Consider the following 26,969-nt stretch of genomic DNA (forward strand, 5'->3'; position numbering starts at 1 on the left):
TTATGAATTTTATACTGTAGAGGTTATATCTTTACCATCACAAAAATACTCTAAGCCACTCAAATGGGTAACACAATACTTAATTCTGTCGTAAGCTGGTTTCTTAAGAAACGCATTCATGATATGGAGTTGTTTATTAAGCATCCTCAAGAGCTGCAAGATAATGTGTTGCAAGACCTTATTTATTTTGCACGTAATACAGAGTATGGTAAAAAATACGGATTTAAAGATATTAAATCCTATAAAGATTTTGCTGCTATCATGCCAGTTGTGGAGTATAGTGATGTTCAAGCCGATATTGAGCGCTGTAAATCAGGAGAGAATAATATCTTCTGGCCTACAGATATTAAATGGTTTGCAATGAGTAGTGGAACCACGAGTGCTCGTAGTAAATTTATTCCTGTAAGTCAAGAGTCGCTAGAGGATTGTCATTATGCCGCTGCCAAAGATTTACTGTGCATGTATCTTAATAACAATCCAGAATCAAAACTGTTTACAGGGAAAGGACTAAGACTAGGTGGTAGTAAAAAACTAGATAAAAAGGCTGGCACTGCTGCAGGCGATTTGAGCAGTATATTGATTGACAACATGCCTTTTTGGGCCGATTACAGCAGTACTCCAGGCAACGAAACAGCTTTACTTGCCGATTGGGAGACAAAACTACCTGCCATTGTAAATGAAACTATAAAAGAGAGAGTTACCAGTCTAGCAGGAGTACCCAGCTGGATGATGGTTTTACTAAACAAAGTATTAGAAACAACAGGAAAGGACAACATTCTTCAAGTGTGGCCTGATATGGAAGTGTTCTTTCATGGTGGCGTTAGTTTTGATCCATACATAGAAGAATACAGGAAATTACTTCCTAGCGATCGAGTAAAGTACTATGAAATTTACAATGCCAGTGAAGGATTCTTTGCCATTCAAGATAAAAACGATAGTAAAGAATTGCTGCTTATGTTGGATTATGGAATTTTCTATGAGTTTATCCCTATGGATAATTATGGCACACCCGATGAAGAGATAATACCTCTTAACCAGGTCGAGCTAGGAAAAAATTATGCAGTTATTATAACCACCAATGCAGGATTGTGGCGTTATAAAATTGGCGACACAGTGCGTTTTACTAGTACATCGCCATACCGCATTAAAGTAACAGGAAGAACTAAGCATCACATAAATGTTTTTGGTGAAGAACTAATTATTGAAAATGCTGAAGAAGCTCTTAAAAATACGATGATTAGCGTGCCTTGTGCTATAAAGGAATATACGGTTGCTCCGGTTTTCATGCAAGGCAAGGAAAAGGGAGCGCATGAATGGATGATAGAATTTAATACAGCACCAGTTGATGAGTTCGCTTTCGCGAAAGCGCTAGATGAAAATCTACAAAAAGTAAATACCGATTACGAGGCAAAACGATACAACAATACAACCTTAACCGCACCTAGAATTCACCATGCAAAAGAAAATACGTTCTATAACTGGTTGAAGGATAAAAACAAGCTAGGCGGACAGCACAAAATTCCTAGATTAAGCAACAGCCGTGAGTACATGGAAGAACTTTTAAAAATCCATAACTCTCTTTAATTCTACAAAAAGTTAATGGGTGCAATTAGAAGATTATAATAACGTATTTTTGCACCAAAATTAAGAAGATGAGTAAACTGGTTGTGGTAGGAACAGTAGCTTTTGACGCTATTGAAACACCATTTGGTAAAACAGATAAAATTTTAGGTGGAGCAGCTACTTTTATTGGATTAAGTGCTTCTCATTTTAACACCGATGTTGCTCTAGTAAGCGTTGTAGGTGGTGATTTTCCACAAGAATATCTAGAGATGATGAAAAACCGAGGTATGAATATTGACGGTATCGAGGTGGTAGAAGATGGAAAAACATTCTTTTGGTCAGGTCGTTACCACAACGATATGAACTCTAGAGATACACTAGTTACTGAATTAAACGTACTAGCAGATTTTAACCCTATAGTTCCTGAAGAATATAAGGATGCCGAGGTTGTGATGTTAGGTAACCTACACCCAGCAGTTCAAATGGGTGTGCTAGACCAAACTCCAAATGCTCAATTGGTTATTTTAGATACCATGAACTTCTGGATGGATATAGAATTAGAACTACTTAAAAAAGTAATCGAACGAGTAGATGTAATTACTATTAATGATGAAGAAGCTAGACAATTATCTGGAGAGTACTCACTTGTAAATGCTGCAAAAAAGATCCACGAAATGGGTCCTAAGTATGTAGTGATTAAAAAAGGAGAGCATGGAGCGCTATTATTCCATGATGGAGATATTTTCTTTGCTCCAGCCTTACCATTAGAAGAAGTATTTGATCCTACTGGTGCTGGAGATACATTTGCTGGTGGATTTGCTGGTTTCCTTGCAGCAAGCGGCGACTACAGTTTTGAAAACATGAAGCGTGCTATTATATACGGATCAAATTTTGCTTCCTTTTGTGTAGAACGATTTGGTACAGAACGCATGCAGTCCATTACGAACGACGAAATTGAAACGCGCTTAAAACAATTTCAGGCGCTTACAAAATTTGAAATGAAAGCTTAAATATGAATAAAAAATGCCCGCCTAAACGCGGGCATTTTTACTACTTTTACCTTTTAGAATTCCCTCATGAGCGACGCGTTAAAACACGAGTGTGGTATAGCACTAATTAGACTACTTAAACCACTAGAATACTACAAAGAAAAATACGGTACAGCATTTTATGGAATAAATAAAATGTACCTTATGATGGAAAAGCAGCACAATCGTGGACAAGATGGGGCTGGTTTTGCGAGTATTAAACTTGATGTGGATCCTGGGCAGCGATATATTTCGAGAGTACGCAGTAATCAACCACAACCTATTCAAGATATTTTTGGCCAAATTAACGACCGTATTAATAATGAATTGTACAATAGCCCAGAAATTAGAGAAGACGTCGCTGCTCAAAAATCTCAAATACCTTATTTAGGTGAAGTGATGATAGGTCACGTTAGATATGGGACTTTTGGTAAAAACAGTATTGAAAGTGTTCATCCATTCCTTAGACAAAATAACTGGATGCACCGTAATCTTATTATGGCTGGTAACTTTAACATGACAAATGTTAAACAGTTATTTGATAAATTAGTTTCTCTTGGACAGCATCCTAAAGATCTAGCTGATACGATCACCGTGATGGAAAAAGTAGGACATTTTCAAGATAGACAAGTTCGTAAACTCTACAAGAAGTTTAAAAACGAAGGATATTCAAAAGTAGAAGCCAGTCCAAAAATTGCTGAGGAACTAGATGTTGCAAAAATATTGCGTAAAAGTGCTCGAGATTGGGATGGTGGTTACGCAATGGGTGGTTTAATGGGGCATGGTGATGCCTTCTTGCTGCGTGACCCAGCAGGAATACGTCCTGCTTATTACTATCAAGATGATGAGGTGATAGCCATAGCCAGTGAAAGACCAGTAATTCAAACAGCCTTTAATGCTCCTTTTGAACAAGTTCAAGAATTAGAACCAGGTAACGCCATCATTATAAAAAAAGATGGCCGCGTGAGTATTGAACAAATAAAAGAGCCGTTAGAAAGAAAAGCATGTTCCTTTGAGCGCATATACTTCTCTCGAGGTAGTGATGCCGAGATTTATAAAGAACGCAAAGAGTTAGGAAGATTATTGTTTCCTAGAATAATGGATAGCATAGATCACGATATTGAAAACTCTGTTTTTTCCTTTATACCAAACACTGCAGAGACTTCTTTCTACGGTATGGTTGAAGCCGCGCATGCAGCACTTGATCAACAAAAGACCGATGCTATTCTTGCTGGTAACGGTCAATTAACTCGTGAACAGGTTGAAAGTACGCTTTCGCGAAAGCTGAGAACTGAAAAAATTGCTATAAAGGATGCCAAGCTGCGAACTTTTATAACTGAAGATAGTTCTAGGGACGACCTCGTGGCACACGTTTACGATGTTACTTATGGTGTGGTTAAACAAGATGATAATCTTGTGATTATAGATGATTCAATTGTAAGAGGAACCACATTGAAAAAGTCTATTCTTAAAATGATGGATCGATTACAGCCTAAACGTATAGTTGTCGTGTCTAGTGCGCCACAAATTCGTTATCCTGATTGCTATGGAATTGACATGGCCAGACTAGAGGATTTGGTAGCATTTAGAGCAGCATTAGAATTACACAAGGAAAGAGGTACGTATCAAATGGTTGAAGATATTTATGAAAAATGCCTTACTCAAGTCAATTTTGAAGATGTTGATGTAGTCAATTACGTAAAAGAATTTTACGATCCATTTACCGATGAAGAGATCTCAAATAAAATTGCCGTTTTACTTTCCGATGAAGATTTAAATGCCGAGGTAAAAATTATCTATCAAAAAGTGCACGATTTGCATAAAGCTTGTCCTAAAAATTTAGGTGACTGGTACTTTACAGGTAATTATCCTACACCAGGAGGAAATCGTGTAGTTAATAGAGCCTTTATTAATTTCTTTGAAGGAAATAAAGAAAGAGCTTATTAATAGTAATTGTTTTAGATAAAAAATAAAGCCTTAACATTTTATGAATGTTAAGGCTTTTTAATTAAGCGATTAAGTGATTACTTACCTTCAGCATAGCGTTTTGATACCTCAGTCCAATTAATTACATTGAAGAAAGCTTCAACATAATCAGGTCTGCGGTTTTGGTAATTTAGGTAGTATGCGTGTTCCCATACATCTAGACCTAAAATTGGAGTTCCTCCACATCCTACCTCTGGCATCAATGGATTGTCCTGGTTAGGTGTACCGCATACTTCTAACTTTCCACCTTCATGAACACAAAGCCATGCCCATCCAGAACCGAATTGTCCTTTTGCAGCATCACTAAATTTATTTTTAAAATCTTCAAATGATCCGAAAGATTCGTTGATGGCTGTTGCTAGTTCTCCATCAGGATTTCCGCCGCCATTAGGAGACATTACTTCCCAAAAAAGTCTATGATTATAAAAACCACCACCGTTATTTCTAACAGCTGTATTGCTCATGTCTAGATTTGAAAGAATGTTCTCGATAGATTTTCCTTCTAAATCGGTTCCTTCAACGGCATTATTCAATTTTGAGGTGTAACCTGCGTGGTGCTTTCCATGGTGAATCTCCATGGTTCTTGCATCAATGTGTGGTTCTAGTGCATCGTGTGCATATGGTAAATTTGGTAGTTCAAATGACATATCGTGTAATTTTTAGTGTTAATGTTTAAAGTGCTAAAGTTAAACACAATAGCCTAAGTGTTAAAGTAATTATTGTTATAAATTCCCTAAACAGTGACAACTATTTCATAATCATATAAAAGCGGTGATTAACTTTCTTATTTTTGAATTATGACGCAACAACCTACCACCATATATAGCGCTAGTGCAGGATCAGGTAAAACATATACGCTTGCCAGGGATTTCTTAACCAAGTTACTTTCACAAAAAACAAATCGAGGATACCGCTACATCCTTGCTGTCACCTTTACTAATAAAGCTGTGGCCGAAATGAAGACTAGAATCCTAGAATATCTTAAAGAATTAGGGCAAGCAGAATGGAGCGATAAAATTGTGCCTATTGCCCAACATGTTCAATCACAATCAGGATTGAGTGAACAGCAACTTAAGGATAAATCTCATAGAGTACTGCAATATTTACTACATGATTATGCCGCTTTTGATGTAGTTACTATTGATACATTTAATCATAGGTTGTTGCGCACGTTTTCAAAAGATATGAAGTTGCCTGATGGATTTCAGGTGGCACTTGACACAGATGAATTAATTGAGAAAGCGGTTAATCAGGTCATCGATAGGGCAGGTAACGATAAACAACTTACTGATATATTAGTAGAATACGCTCTTGAAAAAATAGATAATGATCGCAGTTGGAATATAGCTATTGATTTACAAAAAATGGCTAAACGCATAGGTTCTGAAAATAACTACCGGTATTTGAAGGACTTAAAAAGCAAGGATATTAGTGATTTTGTTCGCTTTCGCGAAAGCGTAAAAAAGAAAATTCACTCCTTACGTCAATCAATCACCGATGGAGCCATTGAAATTGATTCTCAACGATTGAAAATGGGATGGACGATTAACGATTTTTCGTATAAATCGACTGGAGCAATTGGGCAAATTCAAAAATTAAGTGATGGTAACTGGGATTTGAAACTATCTTCTAGGCTGCTTAATGCAAATGAAGGTAATTTACTACCAAAGTCAACAAGAATTGAGTTGACAGACTCGTTCATAAAACTTATTGATGATTATATACCGGTTTACAAGAGCAGTATGCAACAATTGTTCTTATTAAATAATATTTACAATAGTCTTGTGCCATTGTCCTTACTAGGTGTGATTGCTAGAGAGATAGAAAAAATCAAGGATAAAGAAAGGCTGCTTCCTATTTATGAGTTTAATACCTTATTGCGTGAACAGATTAAGGATGAGCCGGCTCCTTTTATTTATGAGAGGCTAGGTGAGAAGTACCGTCATTATTTCATTGATGAATTTCAAGACACTAGTGTGATGCAATGGCAAAACATACAACCGCTTATTGCTCATGCTGTTCAAAGTATGTCTATAGATGAACAAGGTGGTACATTGATGTTAGTAGGTGATGCAAAACAAGCCATTTATAGATGGCGTGGTGGTGACGTGAATCAATTTTTGGAATTGATGAGCTCGCAGGAATTATTTTTTACTGGAGTTAATAAGGAACCTTTAGAATTTAATTGGCGTAGTTATGATGAGATTGTAAATTTCAATAATGATTTTTTTACGTTTTTGGGTAATAAACTTCAAAGTCCTGTTTACAATGAACTTTATAGAAATTACCTGACACAAAAAACTTCTAACAAGCCAGGTGGTTATGTTCAAATAGATATTCTTAAGGATGATTATTTGGATTATCTGGACCCAGAAAAGCTTATTCCAGAAGTTAGTAAGGCTAGTAGTTATCATGTGCTAGAACAAATTAAACATGCTAGGACAGCGGGATATTTGAATGATGAAATTTGTATCCTGGTTCGCAATAATTCTTTGGCAAGTGAAATAGCTCGATTTTTAGAATTGAACGGTGAGCGAGTTGTATCAGCCGAAAGTATGCTGGTTAGTCACTCTCCAAAGGTTGCTTATTTAGTTGCGCTATTACATTATATAGCTAGTGATCAACCAGAGCTTAAGTATAATTTTCTGCTAGAGCACAGTTTATATTCAGAGACTGAGAATAGACATGATTTCATTAATTCTTTAATGAATAAATCACAAGAATTAATTTTTCAGGAGTTGTTTGACCAACCTTCATTAAGGGATGAATTAAGTAGGCGCTCTTTGTATAGTTTCGTTCAATGGATAGTAGAGTGTACAGCAATCATGCAAAAGCAAGATGCTAGGCTTTCACAATTTTTGGAAATGGTGTTTGAGTTTTCAAGTCAAAATCAAACTGGTCTTATAGGCTTGTTGCAACATTGGGCCACTATTGAAAATAAGCTGAGCTTATCGGGTAGCGATACAGCTGGAGCTATTCAAGTTATGACAATTCATAAATCTAAAGGTCTTGAATTTCCTGTTGTAATTGTGGCTGGTTGTGATACCAAATACAACGATCTTAAAAGAACTAGTGAGTGGTTACAAGTCGACCCAAATGATTTTGAAGGATTTGAATATTTGTTGTTGTCTATGAAAGAAGAATGTAAGCAGTATCCTGATCCTGTTCCAAAACTATATGAACGCAGTCTAGAACAAGAAAAGCTTGATAACATTAATGTTTGGTATGTTGCCTTTACTAGGTCGGTAGAACGACTGTATATTAATACGCAGAAGCCTTATAGTAAAAAGGATACTATGTTTGAATTTTTGGAACAATATGTTAATGATTCAATGTTGTTATCCAGTAAGGAGTTTGAAAACTTTACTAGCTATGCGCTAGGTCAGGATGAGAAGCTCTCCACTAGTCATGCACTTGATATGCCTATGTATTTGGATCAATTTCATTCAAATAGCAATCATTCTGGTATTCAAATAAGCACTAGAAAAGGGCAGTTATGGTCAACTGGTAAAGATATTTCCATCGAAAGAGGTAACTTGATTCATCATTATCTAGAAAAATTAATAACTCAAGAAGACCTAAGTAATGTTAAAGAATTAATTCATCAGTCTACTACGCTTTCCAAGGATGAAAAGCTAGAATTGAGCTCAACTTGCGAAAAACTCATAGCTCATGACGAAATAAAAGACTATTTTAATAATAAGTTCAAGGTGTTGATAGAAAGGCCGATTATTGATAAAAATGGTTTCAAATTTATACCTGATAGAGTGGTAATTTATAAGGATGAGGTTACTATTATAGATTATAAAACAGGAAAACCAGATATTTCACACAAAGAACAGGTGGACCATTATGGTATTCTTTACGATAATATGGGATATTTAGTTACCAGCAAGGTTTTGGTTTATTTAGATACGATGACCATTATTAAATGGTGAGCTAGGTCTTATCTTTGTTGTAAAATTAAGTTTATGTACGGATCAATTAAAGAACATTTACAAAAAGAAATCGCCGAAATTAAAGAGGCCGGATTATATAAAAGGGAACGTATAATAACTTCTCCTCAAGATGCGGTAATAACATTGAATGACGGTAGTGAGGTGATTAACTTCTGCGCCAATAACTATTTGGGACTGTCATCTCATCCCGAAGTGGTTGAGGCAGCAAAAAAATCATTGGATTCTCATGGGTTTGGAATGAGCTCAGTAAGATTTATATGTGGAACTCAAGATATTCATAAAGAACTGGAACAGAAGTTAGCAGATTTTTATGGAGCAGAAGATACTATATTGTATGCGGCTTGTTTTGACGCCAATGGTGGTGTTTTTGAACCCTTACTCACAAAAGAGGATGCAATTATTTCTGATTCTTTAAATCATGCATCAATAATTGATGGTGTTAGATTGTGTAAAGCAGGTAGGTATAGGTACGCCAGTGGTGATATGTCAGATCTTGAAAAACAACTGATTCAAGCAAATGAAGATGGGGCTCGTTTTAAGGTGATTGTTACAGATGGTGTTTTTTCGATGGATGGATTGCTAGCTCCTCTTGATGAAATATGTGATTTAGCTGATAAATACGATGCTCTTGTCATGGTTGATGAGTGTCATGCAGCTGGATTCTTGGGAGATACAGGAAGAGGTACGCTTGAGGCAAAAGGTGTTTTAGGTCGCGTTGATATTATCACAGGAACCTTAGGAAAAGCTTTAGGTGGTGCTATGGGTGGATATACTTGTGCCAAAAAGGAAATTATTGAAATCCTTAGACAACGATCTAGACCATATCTATTCAGTAATTCATTAGCCCCATCAATTGTGGGAGCAAGTATTAAAGCTTTGGAGTTAATAGACTCTAGTACTGCTTTAATAGATAAAGTGCAAAGCAATACAGCTTATTTCAAAAAAGGTCTCCAAGATTTAGGTTTTGATATAATAGATGGAGATAGTGCAATTGTTCCGGTTATGTTATACGATGCACAACTTTCACAAAATATGGCTGATGCACTATTAAAAGAAGGTGTCTATGTAATAGGGTTCTTTTATCCTGTAGTTCCAAAAGAAAAAGCACGAATAAGAGTACAATTAAGTGCGGCTCATGATCAAATTCACTTAGATAAAGCTCTTAAAGCCTTTGAAAAAGTCGGTAAAGAGTTAGGTATTATATAATTAAACATTAAAATTTTGACAAAAAGTCTGAATTTGTGTAAAATATATCGGAAAAAACTTGTAAAAAGTGAGTAAGCCGTTAATTTTGTCCGTAAATAATTTAATAATAACCCCAACATGAAGAAAATACTAAAATATGTTGTTGTAGGAGCTGCCTTAGTTTCTGCGGCGTTTGTAAACGCTCAGGATGCCTCAAATAGATGGTCTTTCTCTATAGGAGTAAATGCTATCGATTTGTATCCTGTAGGAGAAAAAGATCAAGGTCTAGGAGATTATTTTGATCAGTTTTTTAATGTAGATCATTATAACCTTATGCCTGCACCTAGTCGTTTTGAATTAGGATACTATGTAGGTGATGGTATTGTCGCTACTGGAGCTTTCTCTTTAAACAGGATAGATCAAGCAGGTGATACTAAAATTGAAGAGCTATCATATGTAGCTCTTGATGGTGGATTACGCTACAACTTACGTGAGATATGGAATGGATCTGATGTTTTTAATCCTTATTTAGGAGTAGGTGGTTCATACCAATGGTTAGAAGAAGATGGGTTTGGAACATTTAACGGTACAGCTGGATTTGATATTAAAGTGATGGAGAATGTTCTATTCAATGTTAATACTATCTATAAGCACTCGTTTGAAGATGGTCTTCCTAAGCACTGGCAACACTCTGCTGGTGTGAAATTCATTTGGGGTGCTGTTGATACAGACGGAGATGGTATAACTGATAATAATGACAAGTGTCCAGAAACTCCAGGATTAGAAGAGTTCATGGGTTGTCCAGATTCTGACGGTGATGGTATCCAAGACAGTGAAGATGTTTGTCCTAATAATGCTGGACCAGCAGAAAATCAAGGATGTCCTGATACTGATGGAGATGGTGTTCTTGATAAAGACGATCAGTGTCCTGAAACTGCAGGTCTTGTAGCTTTAATGGGTTGTCCTGATGCTGATGGAGATGGTATTAAAGATAGCGCAGATGATTGTCCAAATGTAAAAGGTCTTGCTGCATTCAACGGATGTCCTGATACTGATGGAGATGGTATAAAAGATTCTGAAGACAAGTGTCCTAAAACTCCAGGTGTTAAAGAAATGCAAGGTTGTCCTAAGCCTGCTGTACCTACTCAACAAGAGCAAGCACAATTAAACGAATATGCAAAGACTATTCTTTTTGATACGGCTAAAGCTTCTATCAAAAAACAATCTGAAGAAGTGCTAGCAGACATTATTTCAATTTTAAAGAAATATCCAGATGCAAAATTCTCTATCGATGGTCATACTGATAGTAGAGGTTCTGATAGCTTTAATCAAAGATTATCGAATGACAGAGCGCTTTCTGTTAAAGAATACTTAGTTCAAAACGGTATCCAAGAATTTAGATTGAGTGCAATGGGTTACGGTGAAACTAAACCAATTGCTTCAAACAATACTAAAGCTGGTAGAGCTCAAAACCGTCGTGTTGAGATCAACTTGAAAAAGTAATGTAATAATATTACATCCTAATAATAAAAAGCCACCTTAATAAGGTGGCTTTTTTATTGTGAATTCTTTATCTACGCTTTCGCGAAAGCATAAAAAAATGCCAGAATCAATAAAATGAGATCTGGCATTAATACATTCAATTAAATAATGTTAACTCTGAGGTTTAAGTATAAAGGCATCTGGGAAGTGCTCACGAATTTCTAAAAGTGCACGATCTGCTTCCAGTCGATTTCTGAATTTGCCAATCCAAACTTTATGATTAGGTGATTCCCATTTTAATTCACTGGGCCAAGAAAGATTTAAATTATCGTATTTAGCCTTGGTTTTTGTAGCTACTTCTCGACCTCCGTAGATAAGTTGTATAGTAAATCTGTCCTTAAATTTACCATCCTTTTCTAGGGCTACTTTTTTTGCAAATAATTCATTCACAGTAGTTTCTTCTACTTGTGTGTTGTTTTGTGCAATTGAGTTTATACTAAATGCTATAAAAACAATTGGTAAGATTAATTTTTTCATTTCGACCAGTACTTAGTAAATAAAGGGATATAGATTCTATCGATATCTTTATTTAGACAGATTATAAATTATTTTAGTCAATTTCACTCATGCAAAAATAAACCTTTTATAACCTATTTTTGCAGGAGCTTAAATTCAGTGAATAACTGAAATAATTATGCCAAATTTATTGTAATAATCAATAACGAAATGATAAACAAAAAATTGCATTTTTCTGCATGGCGATTTGTCCTAGCCCTCGCAATTGTGTTGTTCTCAACAACAGCGATGGCTCAAGATGACGCAAGTGCAGGTGAACCGGCAGCAGCTCAGGCTAGTGGAGCAGATGCGGCCAAGGGTAAAGAGCTTTTTAATGCTAATTGTGCTGCATGTCACAAGCTGTACAAAAAAGCAGTAGGTCCTGCGCTTAACGGTGTTTCTGAAAAGTATGACAGAGAATGGTTGTATAAATGGATAAACAACTCTGCAGCGCTTATAGCTAGTGGTGATCCGCAAGCGGTTGCACTTTACAACGAGTGGGGACAACAAAACATGAATGCTTTTCCTGGTCTTTCTACTCAGGATATAGATAATATTCTTGCTTATACAGATACTCCAAAGCCAGAAAAAGCCGCTGGTGCTGTGGCAGGTGCTCAGCAAGGTGGTGCAGTGGCAGGTGGTGATAACTCCATGACAAACAATATTATATTGGCTGCTTTAGCTATAGTGTTATTGTTGCTTGTAGTGTTGCTTGTAGGGGTGAATAAAACGCTTAAGCGTTTTGCTGAAGCTAATGGTATCCAGACAGAAATCATTGATGAGGAAGAATTGGATAGAAAGCCTATATGGAAAGCTTTCGTTGAAAATCAATTCTTAGTTCTTGTTACATCAATTGTCTTATTGTTTGCAAGTCTGTACTTTGTATATGGAGCAATGATGAGTGTTGGTGTTGATCAAGGTTATGCGCCAGTTCAACCTATTCATTATTCGCATAGAATCCATGCAGGAACAAATCAAATTGATTGTAAATATTGTCACTCTAGTGCAAGAGAGTCAAAGCATTCAGGTATTCCTTCATTGAACGTTTGTATGAATTGTCACAAGTCTATTGCCGAGGTTTCTGAAGAAACGTATCAAGAAGGTATGAATGAGTATGGTATTGATTACAATAAAGAAATTCAGAAGCTATACAAGGCAACTGGTTGGAATCCAGATGAAATGAAGTATGCAGGTGAAGGTGAGCCAGTGCGTTGGGTAAGAATACACAATCTTCCAGATCTTGCTTATTTCAACCACGCTCAACACGTTACGGCAGGTAAGATAGAATGTCAAACTTGTCACGGTCCTGTAGAGGAAATGGAAGTTATGTATCAGTATTCTCCATTAACTATGGGATGGTGTATTAACTGTCACAGAGAAACAAACGTAGATCTTAAAGGAAATGGATACTACGAGCAAATTCATAAAGAGTTGTCTGAGAAAAGAGGTGGACGTCAATTGACTATCGCTGATCTTGGTGGACTTGAATGTGGTAAATGCCACTATTAATAAAATAGTTATAGAGATATATGGCTACTACAAAGAAATATTGGAAAAGTACAGCACAGCTTCAGGATGATAATGAAATTATCCAAAGCTTAGAGCAAAACGAATTCGCTAGTCCGATACCTACAGATGAGTTCTTAGGTAATGATGAGGCTATGGAGTCTTCAAGTACTTCTAGACGTGACTTTTTAAAGTATGTTGGTTTTAGTACAGCAGCAGCATCACTTGCTGCATGTGAAGGTCCTGTAATTAATTCGGTACCATACGTTAATCAGCCTGAAAGGATTATTCCTGGTATGGCTAATTATTATGCAACAACCATAGCAAACGGTTACGACTTCGCAAGTGTTTTAATTAAGACTAGGGAAGGGCGTCCTATTAAAGTTGAAAATAATAAAGATGCTGCCTTCCGTGGTAGTGCTAGTGCTAGAGCTCATGCTTCTGTTCTTTCTTTATATGATACTAATAGGTTGCAGTATCCAACTGCAAATGGTGAGCAAGTTGAGTGGTCTCAGCTTGATCGTCAAGTAAAAGAAAAATTGGCAGGTGTTGCTGGTAAAGAGATTGCGATTTTGTCTAGAACTTTTGCAAGTCCTACGTACAACAAAGTGATTTCGAAGTTTAAAGAAGCTTATCCTACCACAACTATTACCGTTTATGATACGGTAAGTGAGGACGCAGCGCTAGATGCATTTAATGCAAAGTACGGCGTAAGAGCGCTTACTGATTATAATTTCACCGATGCTGTTTCTATAGTTTCCGTTGGTGCAGATTTTGTTGGTGATTGGCAAGGTGGTGGTTTTAATAAAGGCTATGGGCAGTCACGTGTTCCTAAAAACGGTAAGATGTCACAGCACATTCAGTTTGAGTCTAATATGTCGCTTTCTGGAGCAAATGCTGACAGACGTTTCCCTGTAACTCCAACTGAACAAAAGCACATCATTGCTGCTTTGTATAGTAAGATTGTTGGCGGACCTAGTCCAAAGCTTTCTGATAAGCTGTCTAAGGCTGTTGAGCAAGCTGCAATTAGTTTAAAAAGAGCTGGTAGTAAAGCTGTAGTTCTTTGTGGTTTACCTAGTATGGAAGCACAGCTTCTTACGCTTGAGATAAATGAGGCTTTAGCAAGTTCGATTGCAGATGTTAAAGCGCCTATTATGACACGTCAAGGAAACAGAAAAGCCGTTAAAGGTTTGGTTTCTAGAATGAATGCAGGTCAAGTAGGTGTTGTGATATTTGCAGATGTTGATCCTGTTTATAGTTATGATGATAATGACGCTTTCGCGAAAGCGTTAACAAAAGTATCTACTAAGATATCATTAGCAACACGTGCTGATGCCACTGCTGTTAAAAGTGATTATGTAGCAGCAACTCCTCATTACTTAGAGGCATGGGGTGATACTGAAATAAAAAAAGGGTATGTGTATTTAACACAGCCTACGATTAATACATTGTTTGATACTAGACAAGCGGAAGATTCTCTTCTTGTTTGGGCTGGATCAACGAGTAGTTACAGTGATTTAGTTAAGGAAACAGCTTCTATAAATGGAGCTAGCTGGAACCAATCTTTACACGATGGTTTTTACGCTTATTCTGGTCCTGTTGTAGAAGAAGGAGAAGTTGATGCTCCAGTTTCTTCTACAGTAAGCGCTGCTTCAGCTTTAAGTAAGCTAAGCTCTGCGAAACAACCTAGTAACTATGAACTTGTTTTATATACAAAAGCTGGTCTAGGTGATGGAACCATGGCAAATAATCCATGGTTGCAAGAATTACCTGATCCTATAACTCGTACGACTTGGGATAACTACGTTACTATTTCTCAAAAAGATGCTGAATCATTAGGTGTAGAAAACTATAACGTAGCAAATGGTGCGCTTGATGGTAGTTATGTTAATGTAACGGTTAATGGAAAGACAGAAAAGCTTCCAGCACTTATCCAGCCAGGTCAAGCTCCTGGAACTATCGGTGTAGCTCTAGGTTACGGTAAGAAAGAGGCTATACAAGAGGAAATGCAAACAGGTGTAAACGCTTATCCATTTTATAAAGATGGTTTAAACGTGCAGTCTGCTAGCGTAGCTCTTGCTGATGGTATTCATGAATTTGCTTGTACGCAATTGCAAAACACGATGATGGGTCGTGATATCATCAGGGAAACAGATTTAGCTACCTATAAAACGGGTAACAAGGATGAGTTCAATCCTATGCCTGAAGTTTCGTTAAATCATATCGAGACACCAGTAACATCTCCTGATGTTGATTTATGGGAAAGTTTTGACAGATCAGTAGGGCATCATTTCAATATGTCTATTGACTTAAATGCGTGTACTGGTTGTGGTGCATGTGTAATAGCTTGTCATGCTGAAAATAACGTACCAGTTGTAGGAAAAACCGAGGTTAGAAAATCTCGTGACATGCATTGGTTAAGAATTGATAGATATTATTCTTCCACTGAAAGCTTTGAAGGAGATGAGTCTAAAAAAGACGGGTTTGAAGGCTTATTTGGAGATAATGGTTCTTTAGGAGGATTTGGTGAATTAGAAATTCCAGCAGACAATCCACAAGTAGCATTTCAGCCTGTGATGTGTCAGCACTGTAATCACGCACCTTGTGAAACTGTTTGTCCTGTGGCTGCTTCTTCTCACGGTCGTCAAGGTCAAAACCACATGGCATACAACCGTTGTGTAGGAACGAGATATTGTGCAAACAACTGTCCTTATAAGGTACGTAGATTTAACTGGTTCTTATACAATGGAAATGATGAGTTTGATTACCACATGAATAATGATTTAGGTCGTATGGTAATTAATCCAGATGTAACCGTTAGATCTCGTGGTGTAATGGAGAAGTGTTCTCTATGTATACAAATGACTCAAATGACAATCCTTGAGGCTAAGAAAGATGGTAGACCAGTTAAAGATGGTGAATTTGCTACGGCATGTTCAAATGCTTGTTCTGATGGAGCCATTACATTTGGAGATATCAACGACAAGGATTCTGAGATATTTAAAGTAAAGCAACAAGACCGTATGTATCACTTATTAGAAGAAGTAGGAACTGAACCTAATGTGATGTATCAGGTTAAAGTGAGAAACGTATAATTAACTAAGAAATTTATTCTAGATAGTATGGCTCATTATGAAGCGCCCATAAGAAGACCTCTAGTAACCGGTGATAAAACCTATACCGATGTTACTCGAGACATTGCAGCACCAGTTGAAGGTGTCGCAAATAAGCAGTGGTGGTTAGTATTTACCATTTCCCTTATTGCTTTCCTTTACGGATTAGGTTGTATCACATATACTGTTGCTACTGGTATCGGTGTATGGGGACTAAATAAAACTATTGGTTGGGCATGGGATATCACCAACTTTGTTTGGTGGGTAGGTATTGGTCACGCAGGTACCTTGATTTCGGCAGTACTTTTATTATTCCGTCAAAAATGGAGAATGGCGATTAACCGTTCTGCGGAGGCAATGACGATATTCTCCGTAATTCAAGCTGGTTTATTCCCGATTATTCACATGGGTAGACCATGGTTAGCATACTGGGTTTTACCTATTCCTAATCAATTTGGTTCTTTATGGGTTAACTTTAACTCTCCATTACTTTGGGATGTATTTGCAATTTCAACTTATTTATCGGTTTCATTAGTTTTCTGGTGGACAGGTTTACTTCCTGACTTTGCAATGCTTAGAGATAGAGCAATAACTCCTTTCAATAAGAAAATATACAGTTTACTGTCATTTGGTTGGTCTGGTAGAGCAAAGGACTGGCAACGATTTGAAGAAGTATCGTTAGTTCTAGCTGGTCTAGCGACTCCGCTGGTACTTTCAGTACACACCATTGTATCGTTTGACTTTGCTACATCGGTGATTCCAGGATGGCACACGACTATCTTCCCTCCATACTTTGTTGCTGGTGCAATCTTTTCTGGATTTGCTATGGTAAATACTCTTCTTATTGTAATGAGAAAAGTTTGTCATCTCGAAAACTATATAACTATACAGCACATTGAGCTTATGAACATTGTAATCATGATTACAGGTTCTATAGTTGGTGTGGCTTATATAACAGAGTTATTCGTTGCTTGGTATTCAGGAGTTGAGTATGAACAATATGCTTTCTTAAATAGAGCAACAGGACCGTATGCATGGGCTTATTGGGCAATGATGACTTGTAACGTATTCTCTCCACAGTTTATGTGGTTCAAAAAATTAAGAACTAGTATTCTTTTCTCATTTGCTATCTCGATAGTAGTAAATATAGGGATGTGGTTTGAGCGTTTTGTGATTATTGTTACATCTCTACACCGTGACTACTTACCTTCATCATGGACTATGTTCTCACCAACATTTGTTGATGCAGGTATTTTCATCGGTACTATAGGATTCTTCTTTGTACTGTTTTTACTGTACTCAAGAACATTCCCAGTAATAGCTCAGGCCGAGGTGAAATCTATCCTTAAAGCAAGTGGTAGTAAATACAAAGCTCTTAGAGATAACAAACAAACGACAACTCACGGTGATGCTTCTGGCGACACTTTAGCTCATCCTAACGCATAATAATTATGGCAGCGTCAAATAAGAAATTACATGTAATGTATACCGATGATGATGTTTTGCTTAATGCAGTTAAGCAAGTAAGAGAAAAGCATTATCATATTGAGGAAGTTTTTACTCCTTTTCCTGTTCACGGTCTTGAAAAAGCTATGGGAATAGCAGATACGCGATTAGCGATTAACGCTTTCTTATACGGATTAGTAGGTCTAGCGGTAGCAACTACTATGATGAACTATATTATGATAGAAGACTGGCCACAAAATATCGGTGGTAAACCTAGTTTTTCATATCTAGAAAATATGCCAGCATTTGTACCTATTATGTTTGAACTTACGGTATTTTTTGCAGCTCACCTTATGGTTATAACTTTTTACTTAAGAAGTAGATTATGGCCATTTAAAAAGGCTGAAAACCCAGACGTAAGAACTACAGATGATCATTTCCTTATGGAAGTTGATGTAAAAGGTGATATTGAAGAAATGTCTCGTTTTATGTATGACACTGGAGCAACAGAAATTAAAGTAATCGACAAAGAAGAGCACTAATGAATAGAATTTTTAAAACATTCATTTACGCAGCATTGGGACTTGTTATGGTTTCTTGTATGAATGATAACGAAACAAGTACTAAAACAGATCGTTCTGTTCAGTATTTCCCAAACATGTACAGGTCAGCTGGGTATGAAACTTACCAAGAGGCTGAAATTTTTCCTGGTAATGTAGAGGCCCAAAAACCTGTTGAAGGAACGATTTCTAGAGGTTGGATGCCGTATGATTATGAAAATAATAATGAAGGTTACGCTTCCGCGAAAGCGAACCTAAATAACCCATTACCGTATACCGAGGCTAACCTAGCAAAGGGTAAAGAATTATACGATATATACTGTGCTGTATGTCACGGAACAAGTGGAAATGGTAAAGGAATATTAGTGAAGAATGAAAAGATCCTAGGTGTTCCTAGTTATGACAGTAGAGAAATAACTCAAGGTTCTATATACCATGTTATGTATTATGGTATAAACACTATGGGATCCTATGCTTCACAAACCTCGATTGAGGAAAGATGGCAAATCGCTCATCATGTTGATGCACTTACTCGTGATCTTAAAGGTGAGGAAAAAAGAGAATTTGTAAATGGAGATGATGCTGGTAAGGCTCCTGTTATGGAAGCACCTGCTGATGAAACTCAGCAAGCTGATTCAAACGATACTGATAACAATTCAACAACAACTGAAGGCGAGTAAGGCCGTAAATAGATATTTATGTATACGCTATCAAGTAAATTAAAAGTTTTTGCAGGAATACTGTTTGTAGTAGGTCTTATTATGACTGTGTTTGGTTTTATAAACCGTCCAGCAGATCTTGCAGAAGTAGAACAAATGCTGGAAAACGAGCATCATGGTGATCATCATGGAGCAAGTACAGTGAATTTTGAGGATGCCACGAATGATCATCATAACACTCATGGTGAGGAATCACACGGTGATGAAGCTCATGGTGAATCTCACGAAATGTCACATGCCGAGCATGTTTACCACCAATTAACTAACAGACCTTGGTCTGCTGTGTATGTTGCAGCATTCTTTTTCTTTATGATTGGTTTAGGTGTTTTAGCCTTTTATGCTATTCAAAAAGCTGCTCAGGCTGGTTGGTCTCCTGTGTTGTTTAGGGTTATGGAAGGTATCAGTAGTTATATACTGCCTGGAGGAATCATCATGTTTATTTTATTGTTAATATCTGCATTTCATCTAAACCACATTTTTATATGGATGGATGAAGATGTTGTAGCACACGATGAAATTATTCAAGGTAAAACCGGCTTTTTAAATATTCCATTTTTCCTTGCAAGAGCTGCAGCATTCTTAATAGGATGGAATTTATATCGTTGGAACATTCGTAAGTTCTCCTTAAAACAAGATGAGGCAAAAGACGGTGATATTGCATGGTATAAAAAAGGCTTTAAGCACAGTGCAGCATTTCTTGTATTCTTCATTGTAACCGAATCAATAATGTCATGGGACTGGATCATGAGTTTTGATCCACACTGGTTCTCAACATTATTTGGCTGGTATGTTTTTGCAAGTATGTTTGTTTCTGGTATTACGACTATTGCTTTGGTAACAATTTATCTTAAGTCAAAAGGATATTTGGAGTTTGTTAATGACTCACACATACATGATTTAGCTAAATTCATGTTTGGTGTTAGTATTTTCTGGACATATTTATGGTTCTCTCAGTTTATGCTTATTTGGTATTCTAATATTCCAGAGGAAGTAACTTATTACGTAACTCGTATAGAGGATTATAACTTAGTATTCTTTGGAATGGTAGCAATTAACTTCTTGTTTCCATTGCTTATACTTATGAATTCTGACTTTAAGAGAATTAACTGGTTTGTTGTAACAGCAGGTTTATTTATACTAGTTGGTCATTATTTAGATATTTACGTTATGGTTATGCCTGCTACAGTAGGTGCATCATGGTTCATAGGTTTACCAGAAATAGGATCATTCCTAATGTTTGGTGGAATCTTCTTATTCTATGTGTTTAACACCATTTCTAAAGCACCATTATTGGCCAAAGGAGATCCTTATTTAAAAGAGAGTAAGCATTTCCATTATTAATCTACTTAACAAAAGAAAACTATTGAAATGACAGCATTTCTTATCATATTAATCGCAGCTTTAATTGCCGTTTCAGCATGGCAAATTTCAAAGATTGTTAGTTTAGGTAAAGCTTCATCTGGTTCCAATGGTGCCGAGGCTCAAATAGCTAACGATGAAGATAACAAACGTAATGGCCAGTTCATGCTATACTTTGGTATCGGTATTTACATCATGATGATCGCATGTTTTATTGCGTATGATGATTTTTTCTTACCTGATGCAGCATCTGAACATGGTACTGAGTATGACAGCCTTTTATTTACTTCTACAATTATTATCATGATTGTACAGGTGCTTACCCAAGGTTTATTACACTATTTTTCTTATAAATACCACGGTAAAAAAGGTCAAAAAGCCTTGTTTTATGCCGATAACGATCGTTTAGAGTTTATTTGGACAGCAATTCCGGTAGTAGTTCTTGCTGGACTAATTTTATGGGGTTTATTCTCATGGAATGACATTATGGACGCTAACATGGATGATGATCCAATTGTTGTAGAAGTTTATGCTTACCAGTTTGGTTGGAAAGCTAGATACAGCGGTGCTGACAATACGTTAGGTGATGCAAATGTTAGATTTATTGAAGGTGCTAATCAATTAGGAGTTGATCCTACCGATGCCGACGGTCAAGATGACGTAGTAACTACAGAATTACACTTACCTGTGGATCGTCCAGTGCTTTTCAAGTTTAGAAGTCAGGATGTTCTACACTCAGCATACTTTCCACATTTTAGAGCACAGATGAATGTGGTTCCTGGAATGGTTACTCAATTTAAGTTTACTCCTACTGTAACTTCTGAAGAATATAAGAGTACAGAGTTTATGACGGAAAAAGTTAGTAAGATTAATGAAATTCGTCGACAAAGAAGTAAGGAATTAGAAGCTAACGGCGACGTAGCTTTAGATCCATACGAGTTTGAGTATTATTTACTTTGTAATAAGATTTGTGGTGCCTCACACTACAACATGCAAATGAAAATAGTAGTTGAAGAGAAGGAAGACTTCGATGCATGGATTGCAGAACAAAAAACAATAGGAACAACTTTAGCAAACGCTGAAAATTAAAATTATGGGACAGGCTATTTCAGTTTCAACAGAAAATGCACATGATGATGGACACCACCATCATAAAGAAACATTTGTAACTAAATATATCTTCTCTCAAGACCATAAGATGATTGCAAAGCAATATCTTATTACAGGTTTGATTATGGGAGCAATAGGTATAGCAATGTCTATACTATTCAGAATACAATTAGCATATCCAGAGCAGCCTAATGCTTTGTTTTCACTTTTCTTAGGTGAAAGATGGGCAGAAGGGGGTGTAATGAATCCTAATATGTATCTAGCACTTGTAACGCTGCATGGTACAATTATGGTATTCTTTGTACTTACCGCAGGTTTGAGTGGTACTTTCTCAAACTTCTTAATACCGCTACAGATTGGTGCTCGTGATATGGCTTCTGGATTCCTAAACATGGTTTCTTACTGGTTGTTCTTCTTGTCTTCAGTAATAATGATTGCTTCATTATTTGTTGAAACAGGACCAGCTGCTGCTGGATGGACTATATATCCACCTCTTAGTGCATTAGAAGAAGCTATGCCAGGTTCAGGTGCTGGTATGACACTTTGGTTAGTTTCCATGGCAATTTTCATTGCTTCATCACTTTTAGGGTCTTTGAATTATGTTGTTACTGTAATTAACATGAGAACTAAAGGTATGTCGATGACTAGATTACCTCTTACTATATGGGCGTTCTTCGTGACAGCAATTATTGGTGTAGTATCATTCCCAGTTCTTTTATCAGCTGCTTTGTTATTAATCATGGATAGAAGTTTTGGTACTTCATTTTTCTTATCAGACATTTATATCAAAGGAGAGGTTTTAGCACATCAAGGTGGTTCACCAGTTCTTTTTGAACACTTATTTTGGTTCCTAGGTCACCCAGAAGTATATATCGTTTTATTGCCTGCATTAGGTATCACCTCTGAGGTGATTGCAACTAATTCACGTAAACCAATTTTTGGATATCGTGCCATGGTTGCGTCTATACTTGCAATTGCTTTCCTATCAACTATTGTATGGGGTCACCACATGTTCGTATCAGGTATGAATCCTTTCTTAGGTTCGGTATTTACCTTTACTACCTTATTAATCGCGATTCCATCTGCTGTAAAAGCCTTTAATTACATCACTACGTTATGGAAAGGTAACTTACAGATGAATCCAGCGATGCTGTTCTCCATCGGTCTTGTTTCTACATTCATTACAGGTGGATTAACAGGTATTATTTTAGGTGATAGTACGTTGGACATTAATGTACATGATACATATTTTGTTGTTGCTCACTTCCACTTGGTAATGGGTATATCAGCGTTGTATGGTCTTTTTGCTGGGGTTTACCACTGGTTCCCTAAAATGTTCAACCGCATGATGGATAAAAATCTTGGATATGCACATTTTTGGTTAACTGCAATTGGTGCTTACGGAGTATTCTTCCCAATGCACTTTATTGGAATGGCTGGTTTACCAAGACGTTATTATACAAATACAAACTTTCCATATTTCGATGATTTAGCTGATACTAATAAGTTGATAACGTGGTTCGCTATTTTCACAGCATTAGCACAGTTATTCTTCGTGTACAATTTTGTTAAGTCTATTTTCTACGGAAAGAAAGCTCCTGCAAACCCATGGAAGTCTAACACTTTAGAGTGGACAACAGGTGATAAGCATATTCATGGTAACTGGGATGGTCCTATACCGCATGTTTATAGATGGGCTTACGATTACAGTAAAGTAAATGAAAACGGTGAGTATGTAATTCCTGGACAGGATTATGCTCCTCAACACATACCTCTTCAAGATGGTGAAGAGGAAATGAATCACTAGGATTTATTTCAAAAATATTAAGCGCCTCTTATAGGCGCTTTTTTTATGTCGTATATTCTACTTCTGCTTTCTTAGTGTGTATAATTATGTTCGCTTTCGTGAAAGCGTATTTATCACAAACATTTCTTTTGTTATTATTTCTATTATCGTAGGACTTATCTTTGAGATATGAATGAATATTTGGACGCGTCTAGTGAAAATTTAAGCAATGAGGAGCACGATATTGAACGTGCGTTGAGACCGTTATCCTTTGATGATTTTGCAGGTCAGGATCAAGTGCTCGAGAATTTGAAGGTATTTGTTCAAGCCGCAAATCTTCGTGGTGAAGCATTAGATCATACCTTATTTCATGGTCCACCTGGATTAGGAAAAACGACCTTGGCACATATTCTAGCCAATGAATTAGGCGTAGGTATCAAGGTTACTAGTGGTCCTGTGCTAGATAAGCCAGGTGATCTAGCTGGTTTACTAACTAATCTGGATGAGCGTGACGTTTTATTTATTGATGAAATTCATAGATTAAGTCCGATTGTAGAGGAGTACTTATACAGTGCAATGGAGGATTATAAAATCGATATAATGATTGAAACAGGTCCTAATGCTCGTACTGTTCAAATCAATCTTGCTCCCTTTACATTAATTGGTGCTACTACTAGGTCAGGATTGCTTACAGCTCCTATGAGAGCTCGCTTTGGTATTCAATCTAGGTTACAGTATTATACTACAGAGTTACTGTCTACGATTGTAACGCGTAGCGCTCATATTTTAAAAGTACCAATTGATATAGATGCCGCTATTGAAATCGCTGGTCGCAGTCGTGGTACACCTAGAATTGCTAATGCATTGTTACGTAGAGTAAGGGATTTTGCACAAATAAAAGGCAATGGTTCTATTGATTTGAATATTTCACAATTCTCCTTGAAGGCACTGAATGTTGATGCGCATGGACTGGATGAAATGGACAATAAGATTTTAACAACATTAATTGAAAAATTTAAAGGTGGTCCTGTAGGAATAACTACCTTAGCTACAGCGGTATCTGAAAATGCCGAAACGATTGAGGAAGTATACGAGCCTTTTCTCATTCAACAAGGTTTCATAATGAGAACACCAAGAGGTCGAGAGGTTACTGAATTAGCCTATAAGCATTTGGGTAAAACCCGACATAATAATCTAGGAGGCTTATTTGATACCTAAAACATGGAAATACCACAAGTACCTTTTATAGAGTTTTTTAGCAAATCCAGACAAATTTATAAGGATCCCTTGCCGTTTCATCGTTATAACTTTAAAAAGTACGGTAAAACATTTAAGATAAAACCGAAGTCCGGATTGGTCATTCATTTTACTTGCGACGAGGATCTTGCGCAGTACATGCTTCAAAAAAATCAAAAAAATTTTCATAAGTCTACTTTACAAACAAAAGACTTAGGGAAGTACATAGGTCACGGATTGCTAACGGCAAACGGTGAGCAATGGAAAGCCAATCGTAAATTAATTCAACCAGCTTTCTACAAAAAATCAATCGCTACTCTTATGAACAAGATGGAAGAAGTGGTTGATAAAGAGTTGGGTAATATCAAACCAAATGAGACCCAAGACGTTTTTGAAATTTTCAATAATCTTGCGTTTAAAGTAGTTGCCAAAACTCTTTTTTATATTGAAGATATTGATGATAAGATCAACAGGCTTCAGGAAATTACTGAAAAGGCTCAAAAAATGTTGATTAAGGAATTAAGATTGCCTTTTTTACTTTGGTACTATAAACGAGAATGGTTGTCTGGATCTGGAAGTATTCCCTATCATCTTGAGCTTATTAATGAAGCTAGACAATTGCTTTCAGATATAATTGATGATCGTAAAACTAGTCAAAAGCATTTCGGTGATCTATTAGACATGCTTTTACACAGCACCTATGAGGATGGTTCCTATATGAGTAAGGAGCAACTCATAGACGAAATACTAGTTTTGTTTATTGCTGGTCACGAGACAACGGCAAATGCATTAAGCTTTGCTACTGAACTATTAGCCCAACATCAAAATGCACAAGATTTAGTTTTACAGTCGTTGCAAGATGTTGATAAAGAATCAGACTTGATGACGCAGATAATGCGATCTCAATTTACCAAACAATGTGTTGAAGAAACATTAAGATTGTATCCACCTGCTTATGTAACTGATCGCGTAGCTCTTAAAGATGATGAGTGCGGTTCTATAAAAATTGATAAAAATACCAATTGGTTGATTTCGTTTTATGAGTTACACCGTAGAGAAGACTTATGGGAATCTCCTGATGATTTTAAACCAGAACGCTTCAATCCAGATAGAGTAAAAGAATACAGGAATTTCTACTTTCCATTTGGAGCAGGACCACGTATGTGTGTAGGAAACAACTTTGCGATGTTTGAAATGATAATGGTTTTGAACAAACTAGTAAGTAAGTATCATTTAGTCCCTACCAGAGAAAGGATAGAATACAATCCACTAATTACCCTAAAACCTAAAAAGGCGATGGTTATGTTTAAAGAGCGATAGTCATACGCTAAGTCTGATTTTAATTCTGTAGTCTTGCTTCTACCTTCCATCATATCCTAGTCCAGCTCAAAACCAACAGTGACTAGACTAATTCAATTAGTAATAGGTTTCAATAAAAGCCCTAGGTAGAATCAGGAATACTACTTGATTACGCTATGAAGTTTAAAGAACTTACAGTTTTTCTTGCATTCGACGAGCGATAGCGAGAGAAACGCAGGCTAACTGATAGTGTGCACAACGACACAAATGTTTTGGGAAACATTCACAAAATTTTCAATTATGCTTTCGCGAAAGCTTGACCTCTTATTTACAATCAATTTACATAAATTTCATACTTTATCAAATTAATCCTTTAATCTTCACATCATGAAAAAAGCAGTCTATATTCTATCCTCTATTTTCTTTATTTTTTTAACCACCTCATGCGAGGACGATGATCCCGGTTGCGCCGGTGTTGATTGCCTACCACCAGCCACCACCACAGGCGCAGGCACCTTTGGCTGCCTCGTGAACGGTGAGCCCTTTGTGGACGACAGTGGCAACTTTAACTGCTTTTACCAGCTGGTGGATGGAGAGTATTTCTTCAATATATGCGGATTAGATGAAAGTGGTGTGGTATCCGATATATGCTTGCGCACTAACCAAAGAGAAATAGGAACTAATCAATCCCATAATATTGAATCAAACGACGTGGGTAATTTTTTTGTAAGCATAGCTGTTGATAATGACGGTTTGCGTTTTTTCGATTCAAGTTCAACCACCAATGGCTCAATAACATTCATTGAATTTACAACGAATTCAAATATAGTCTCTGCCACATTTGAATTTACGGTAATAGATCCAGAAACTGGAACCATCTACGAAATAACCGACGGCCGTTTCGATGCGGTATTTACACAATGATGTCACTAGACTCACCTAATTTCATCTGTAATAGGAAATTATCTCATCAATTATCTATAAAAACTCACTAGCGGTTTTCAAACTTTAACTTCTGTACTGGTTTACTGATCAGTCTGGCTACAAACGAATAATTTAATAGGGGCTTGTTTTGAA

The 26,969-nt window shown here is 36.7% G+C and carries 19 protein-coding genes; 17 read left to right on the top strand and 2 right to left on the bottom strand.

What is annotated here, in order from left to right:
• The first annotated feature begins 63 nt into the window (after positions 1-63).
• The 3 genes from I5168_RS05150 to I5168_RS05160 all read left to right on the top strand — a co-directional run bounded on the left by I5168_RS05150 (position 64) and on the right by I5168_RS05160 (position 4,538).
• Positions 64-1,584: a GH3 auxin-responsive promoter family protein gene (locus I5168_RS05150; protein WP_105018009.1), complete on the top strand. Its 1,521-nt coding sequence runs from the start codon at positions 64-66 to the stop codon at positions 1,582-1,584.
• Between the two features lie 68 nt (positions 1,585-1,652).
• Complete coding sequence (locus I5168_RS05155) at positions 1,653-2,573, top strand: PfkB family carbohydrate kinase (protein ID WP_042277198.1); 921 nt, start codon at positions 1,653-1,655, stop codon at positions 2,571-2,573.
• A 66-nt stretch (positions 2,574-2,639) separates the two neighbouring features.
• On the top strand, positions 2,640-4,538 hold the full coding sequence (locus I5168_RS05160; RefSeq protein ID WP_431472612.1) for an amidophosphoribosyltransferase: 1,899 nt from the start codon (positions 2,640-2,642) through the stop codon (positions 4,536-4,538).
• Positions 4,539-4,615: 77 nt separating this feature from the next.
• Here the strand turns inward: I5168_RS05160 and I5168_RS05165 are convergent, their stop codons facing one another.
• The gene (locus tag I5168_RS05165) at positions 4,616-5,224 is read right to left on the bottom strand and encodes a superoxide dismutase (protein WP_042277203.1); all 609 of its coding nucleotides are present in this window, start codon (positions 5,222-5,224) and stop codon (positions 4,616-4,618) included.
• Positions 5,225-5,374: 150 nt separating this feature from the next.
• Between I5168_RS05165 and I5168_RS05170 the strand changes: the two genes are divergently transcribed.
• From I5168_RS05170 to I5168_RS05180, 3 genes are all read left to right on the top strand, one after another.
• Positions 5,375-8,515 (top strand): UvrD-helicase domain-containing protein, encoded by a 3,141-nt coding sequence (locus I5168_RS05170; protein WP_431472613.1) that lies wholly within the window; start codon positions 5,375-5,377, stop codon positions 8,513-8,515.
• 33 nt (positions 8,516-8,548) lie between these two features.
• Positions 8,549-9,742, top strand: a complete 1,194-nt coding sequence (kbl, locus tag I5168_RS05175; RefSeq protein WP_431472614.1) for a glycine C-acetyltransferase — start codon at positions 8,549-8,551, stop codon at positions 9,740-9,742.
• A gap of 117 nt (positions 9,743-9,859) precedes the next feature.
• Positions 9,860-11,224 (top strand): OmpA family protein, encoded by a 1,365-nt coding sequence (locus I5168_RS05180; RefSeq protein WP_431472615.1) that lies wholly within the window; start codon positions 9,860-9,862, stop codon positions 11,222-11,224.
• 150 nt (positions 11,225-11,374) lie between these two features.
• Here I5168_RS05180 and I5168_RS05185 read toward each other — a convergent pair whose 3' ends face one another.
• Entirely contained in the window at positions 11,375-11,740 is a 366-nt protein-coding gene (locus I5168_RS05185; protein ID WP_042277213.1) for a translation initiation factor IF-2, read from the bottom strand.
• Between the two features lie 189 nt (positions 11,741-11,929).
• Here I5168_RS05185 and I5168_RS05190 point away from each other — a divergent pair, with 189 nt between their 5' ends.
• The 11 genes from I5168_RS05190 to I5168_RS05240 all read left to right on the top strand — a co-directional run bounded on the left by I5168_RS05190 (position 11,930) and on the right by I5168_RS05240 (position 26,816).
• Positions 11,930-13,267 carry a c-type cytochrome gene (locus I5168_RS05190; RefSeq protein ID WP_431472616.1) on the top strand — a complete coding sequence of 446 codons (1,338 nt, stop codon included), beginning with the start codon at positions 11,930-11,932 and terminating at the stop codon, positions 13,265-13,267.
• A 20-nt stretch (positions 13,268-13,287) separates the two neighbouring features.
• Entirely contained in the window at positions 13,288-16,359 is a 3,072-nt protein-coding gene (locus tag I5168_RS05195; RefSeq protein WP_431472617.1) for a TAT-variant-translocated molybdopterin oxidoreductase, read from the top strand.
• Positions 16,360-16,386: 27 nt separating this feature from the next.
• Positions 16,387-17,823: an NrfD/PsrC family molybdoenzyme membrane anchor subunit gene (nrfD, locus tag I5168_RS05200; RefSeq protein WP_042279509.1), complete on the top strand. Its 1,437-nt coding sequence runs from the start codon at positions 16,387-16,389 to the stop codon at positions 17,821-17,823.
• Between the two features lie 5 nt (positions 17,824-17,828).
• Positions 17,829-18,365 carry a DUF3341 domain-containing protein gene (locus I5168_RS05205; RefSeq protein WP_042279511.1) on the top strand — a complete coding sequence of 179 codons (537 nt, stop codon included), beginning with the start codon at positions 17,829-17,831 and terminating at the stop codon, positions 18,363-18,365.
• On the top strand, positions 18,365-19,063 hold the full coding sequence (locus I5168_RS05210) for a c-type cytochrome (protein ID WP_060523680.1): 699 nt from the start codon (positions 18,365-18,367) through the stop codon (positions 19,061-19,063). The genes I5168_RS05205 and I5168_RS05210 overlap by 1 nt, the downstream gene beginning before the upstream one ends.
• A gap of 18 nt (positions 19,064-19,081) precedes the next feature.
• On the top strand, positions 19,082-20,443 hold the full coding sequence (locus tag I5168_RS05215) for a quinol:cytochrome C oxidoreductase (protein WP_105018014.1): 1,362 nt from the start codon (positions 19,082-19,084) through the stop codon (positions 20,441-20,443).
• Between the two features lie 27 nt (positions 20,444-20,470).
• Positions 20,471-21,550 carry a cytochrome c oxidase subunit II gene (locus I5168_RS05220; protein ID WP_042279518.1) on the top strand — a complete coding sequence of 360 codons (1,080 nt, stop codon included), beginning with the start codon at positions 20,471-20,473 and terminating at the stop codon, positions 21,548-21,550.
• A gap of 4 nt (positions 21,551-21,554) precedes the next feature.
• Entirely contained in the window at positions 21,555-23,378 is a 1,824-nt protein-coding gene (locus tag I5168_RS05225; RefSeq protein ID WP_060523684.1) for a cytochrome c oxidase subunit I, read from the top strand.
• A 168-nt stretch (positions 23,379-23,546) separates the two neighbouring features.
• Entirely contained in the window at positions 23,547-24,575 is a 1,029-nt protein-coding gene (ruvB, locus tag I5168_RS05230; protein WP_105018015.1) for a Holliday junction branch migration DNA helicase RuvB, read from the top strand.
• A 3-nt stretch (positions 24,576-24,578) separates the two neighbouring features.
• Positions 24,579-25,913: a cytochrome P450 gene (locus I5168_RS05235; protein WP_431472618.1), complete on the top strand. Its 1,335-nt coding sequence runs from the start codon at positions 24,579-24,581 to the stop codon at positions 25,911-25,913.
• A gap of 366 nt (positions 25,914-26,279) precedes the next feature.
• Positions 26,280-26,816, top strand: a complete 537-nt coding sequence (locus I5168_RS05240) for a hypothetical protein (RefSeq protein ID WP_431472619.1) — start codon at positions 26,280-26,282, stop codon at positions 26,814-26,816.
• Positions 26,817-26,969 lie beyond the last annotated feature (153 nt).

The organism is Nonlabens sp. SCSIO 43208, assembly GCF_050703575.1.
In the GTDB taxonomy this organism is placed as follows: domain Bacteria; phylum Bacteroidota; class Bacteroidia; order Flavobacteriales; family Flavobacteriaceae; genus Nonlabens; species Nonlabens tegetincola.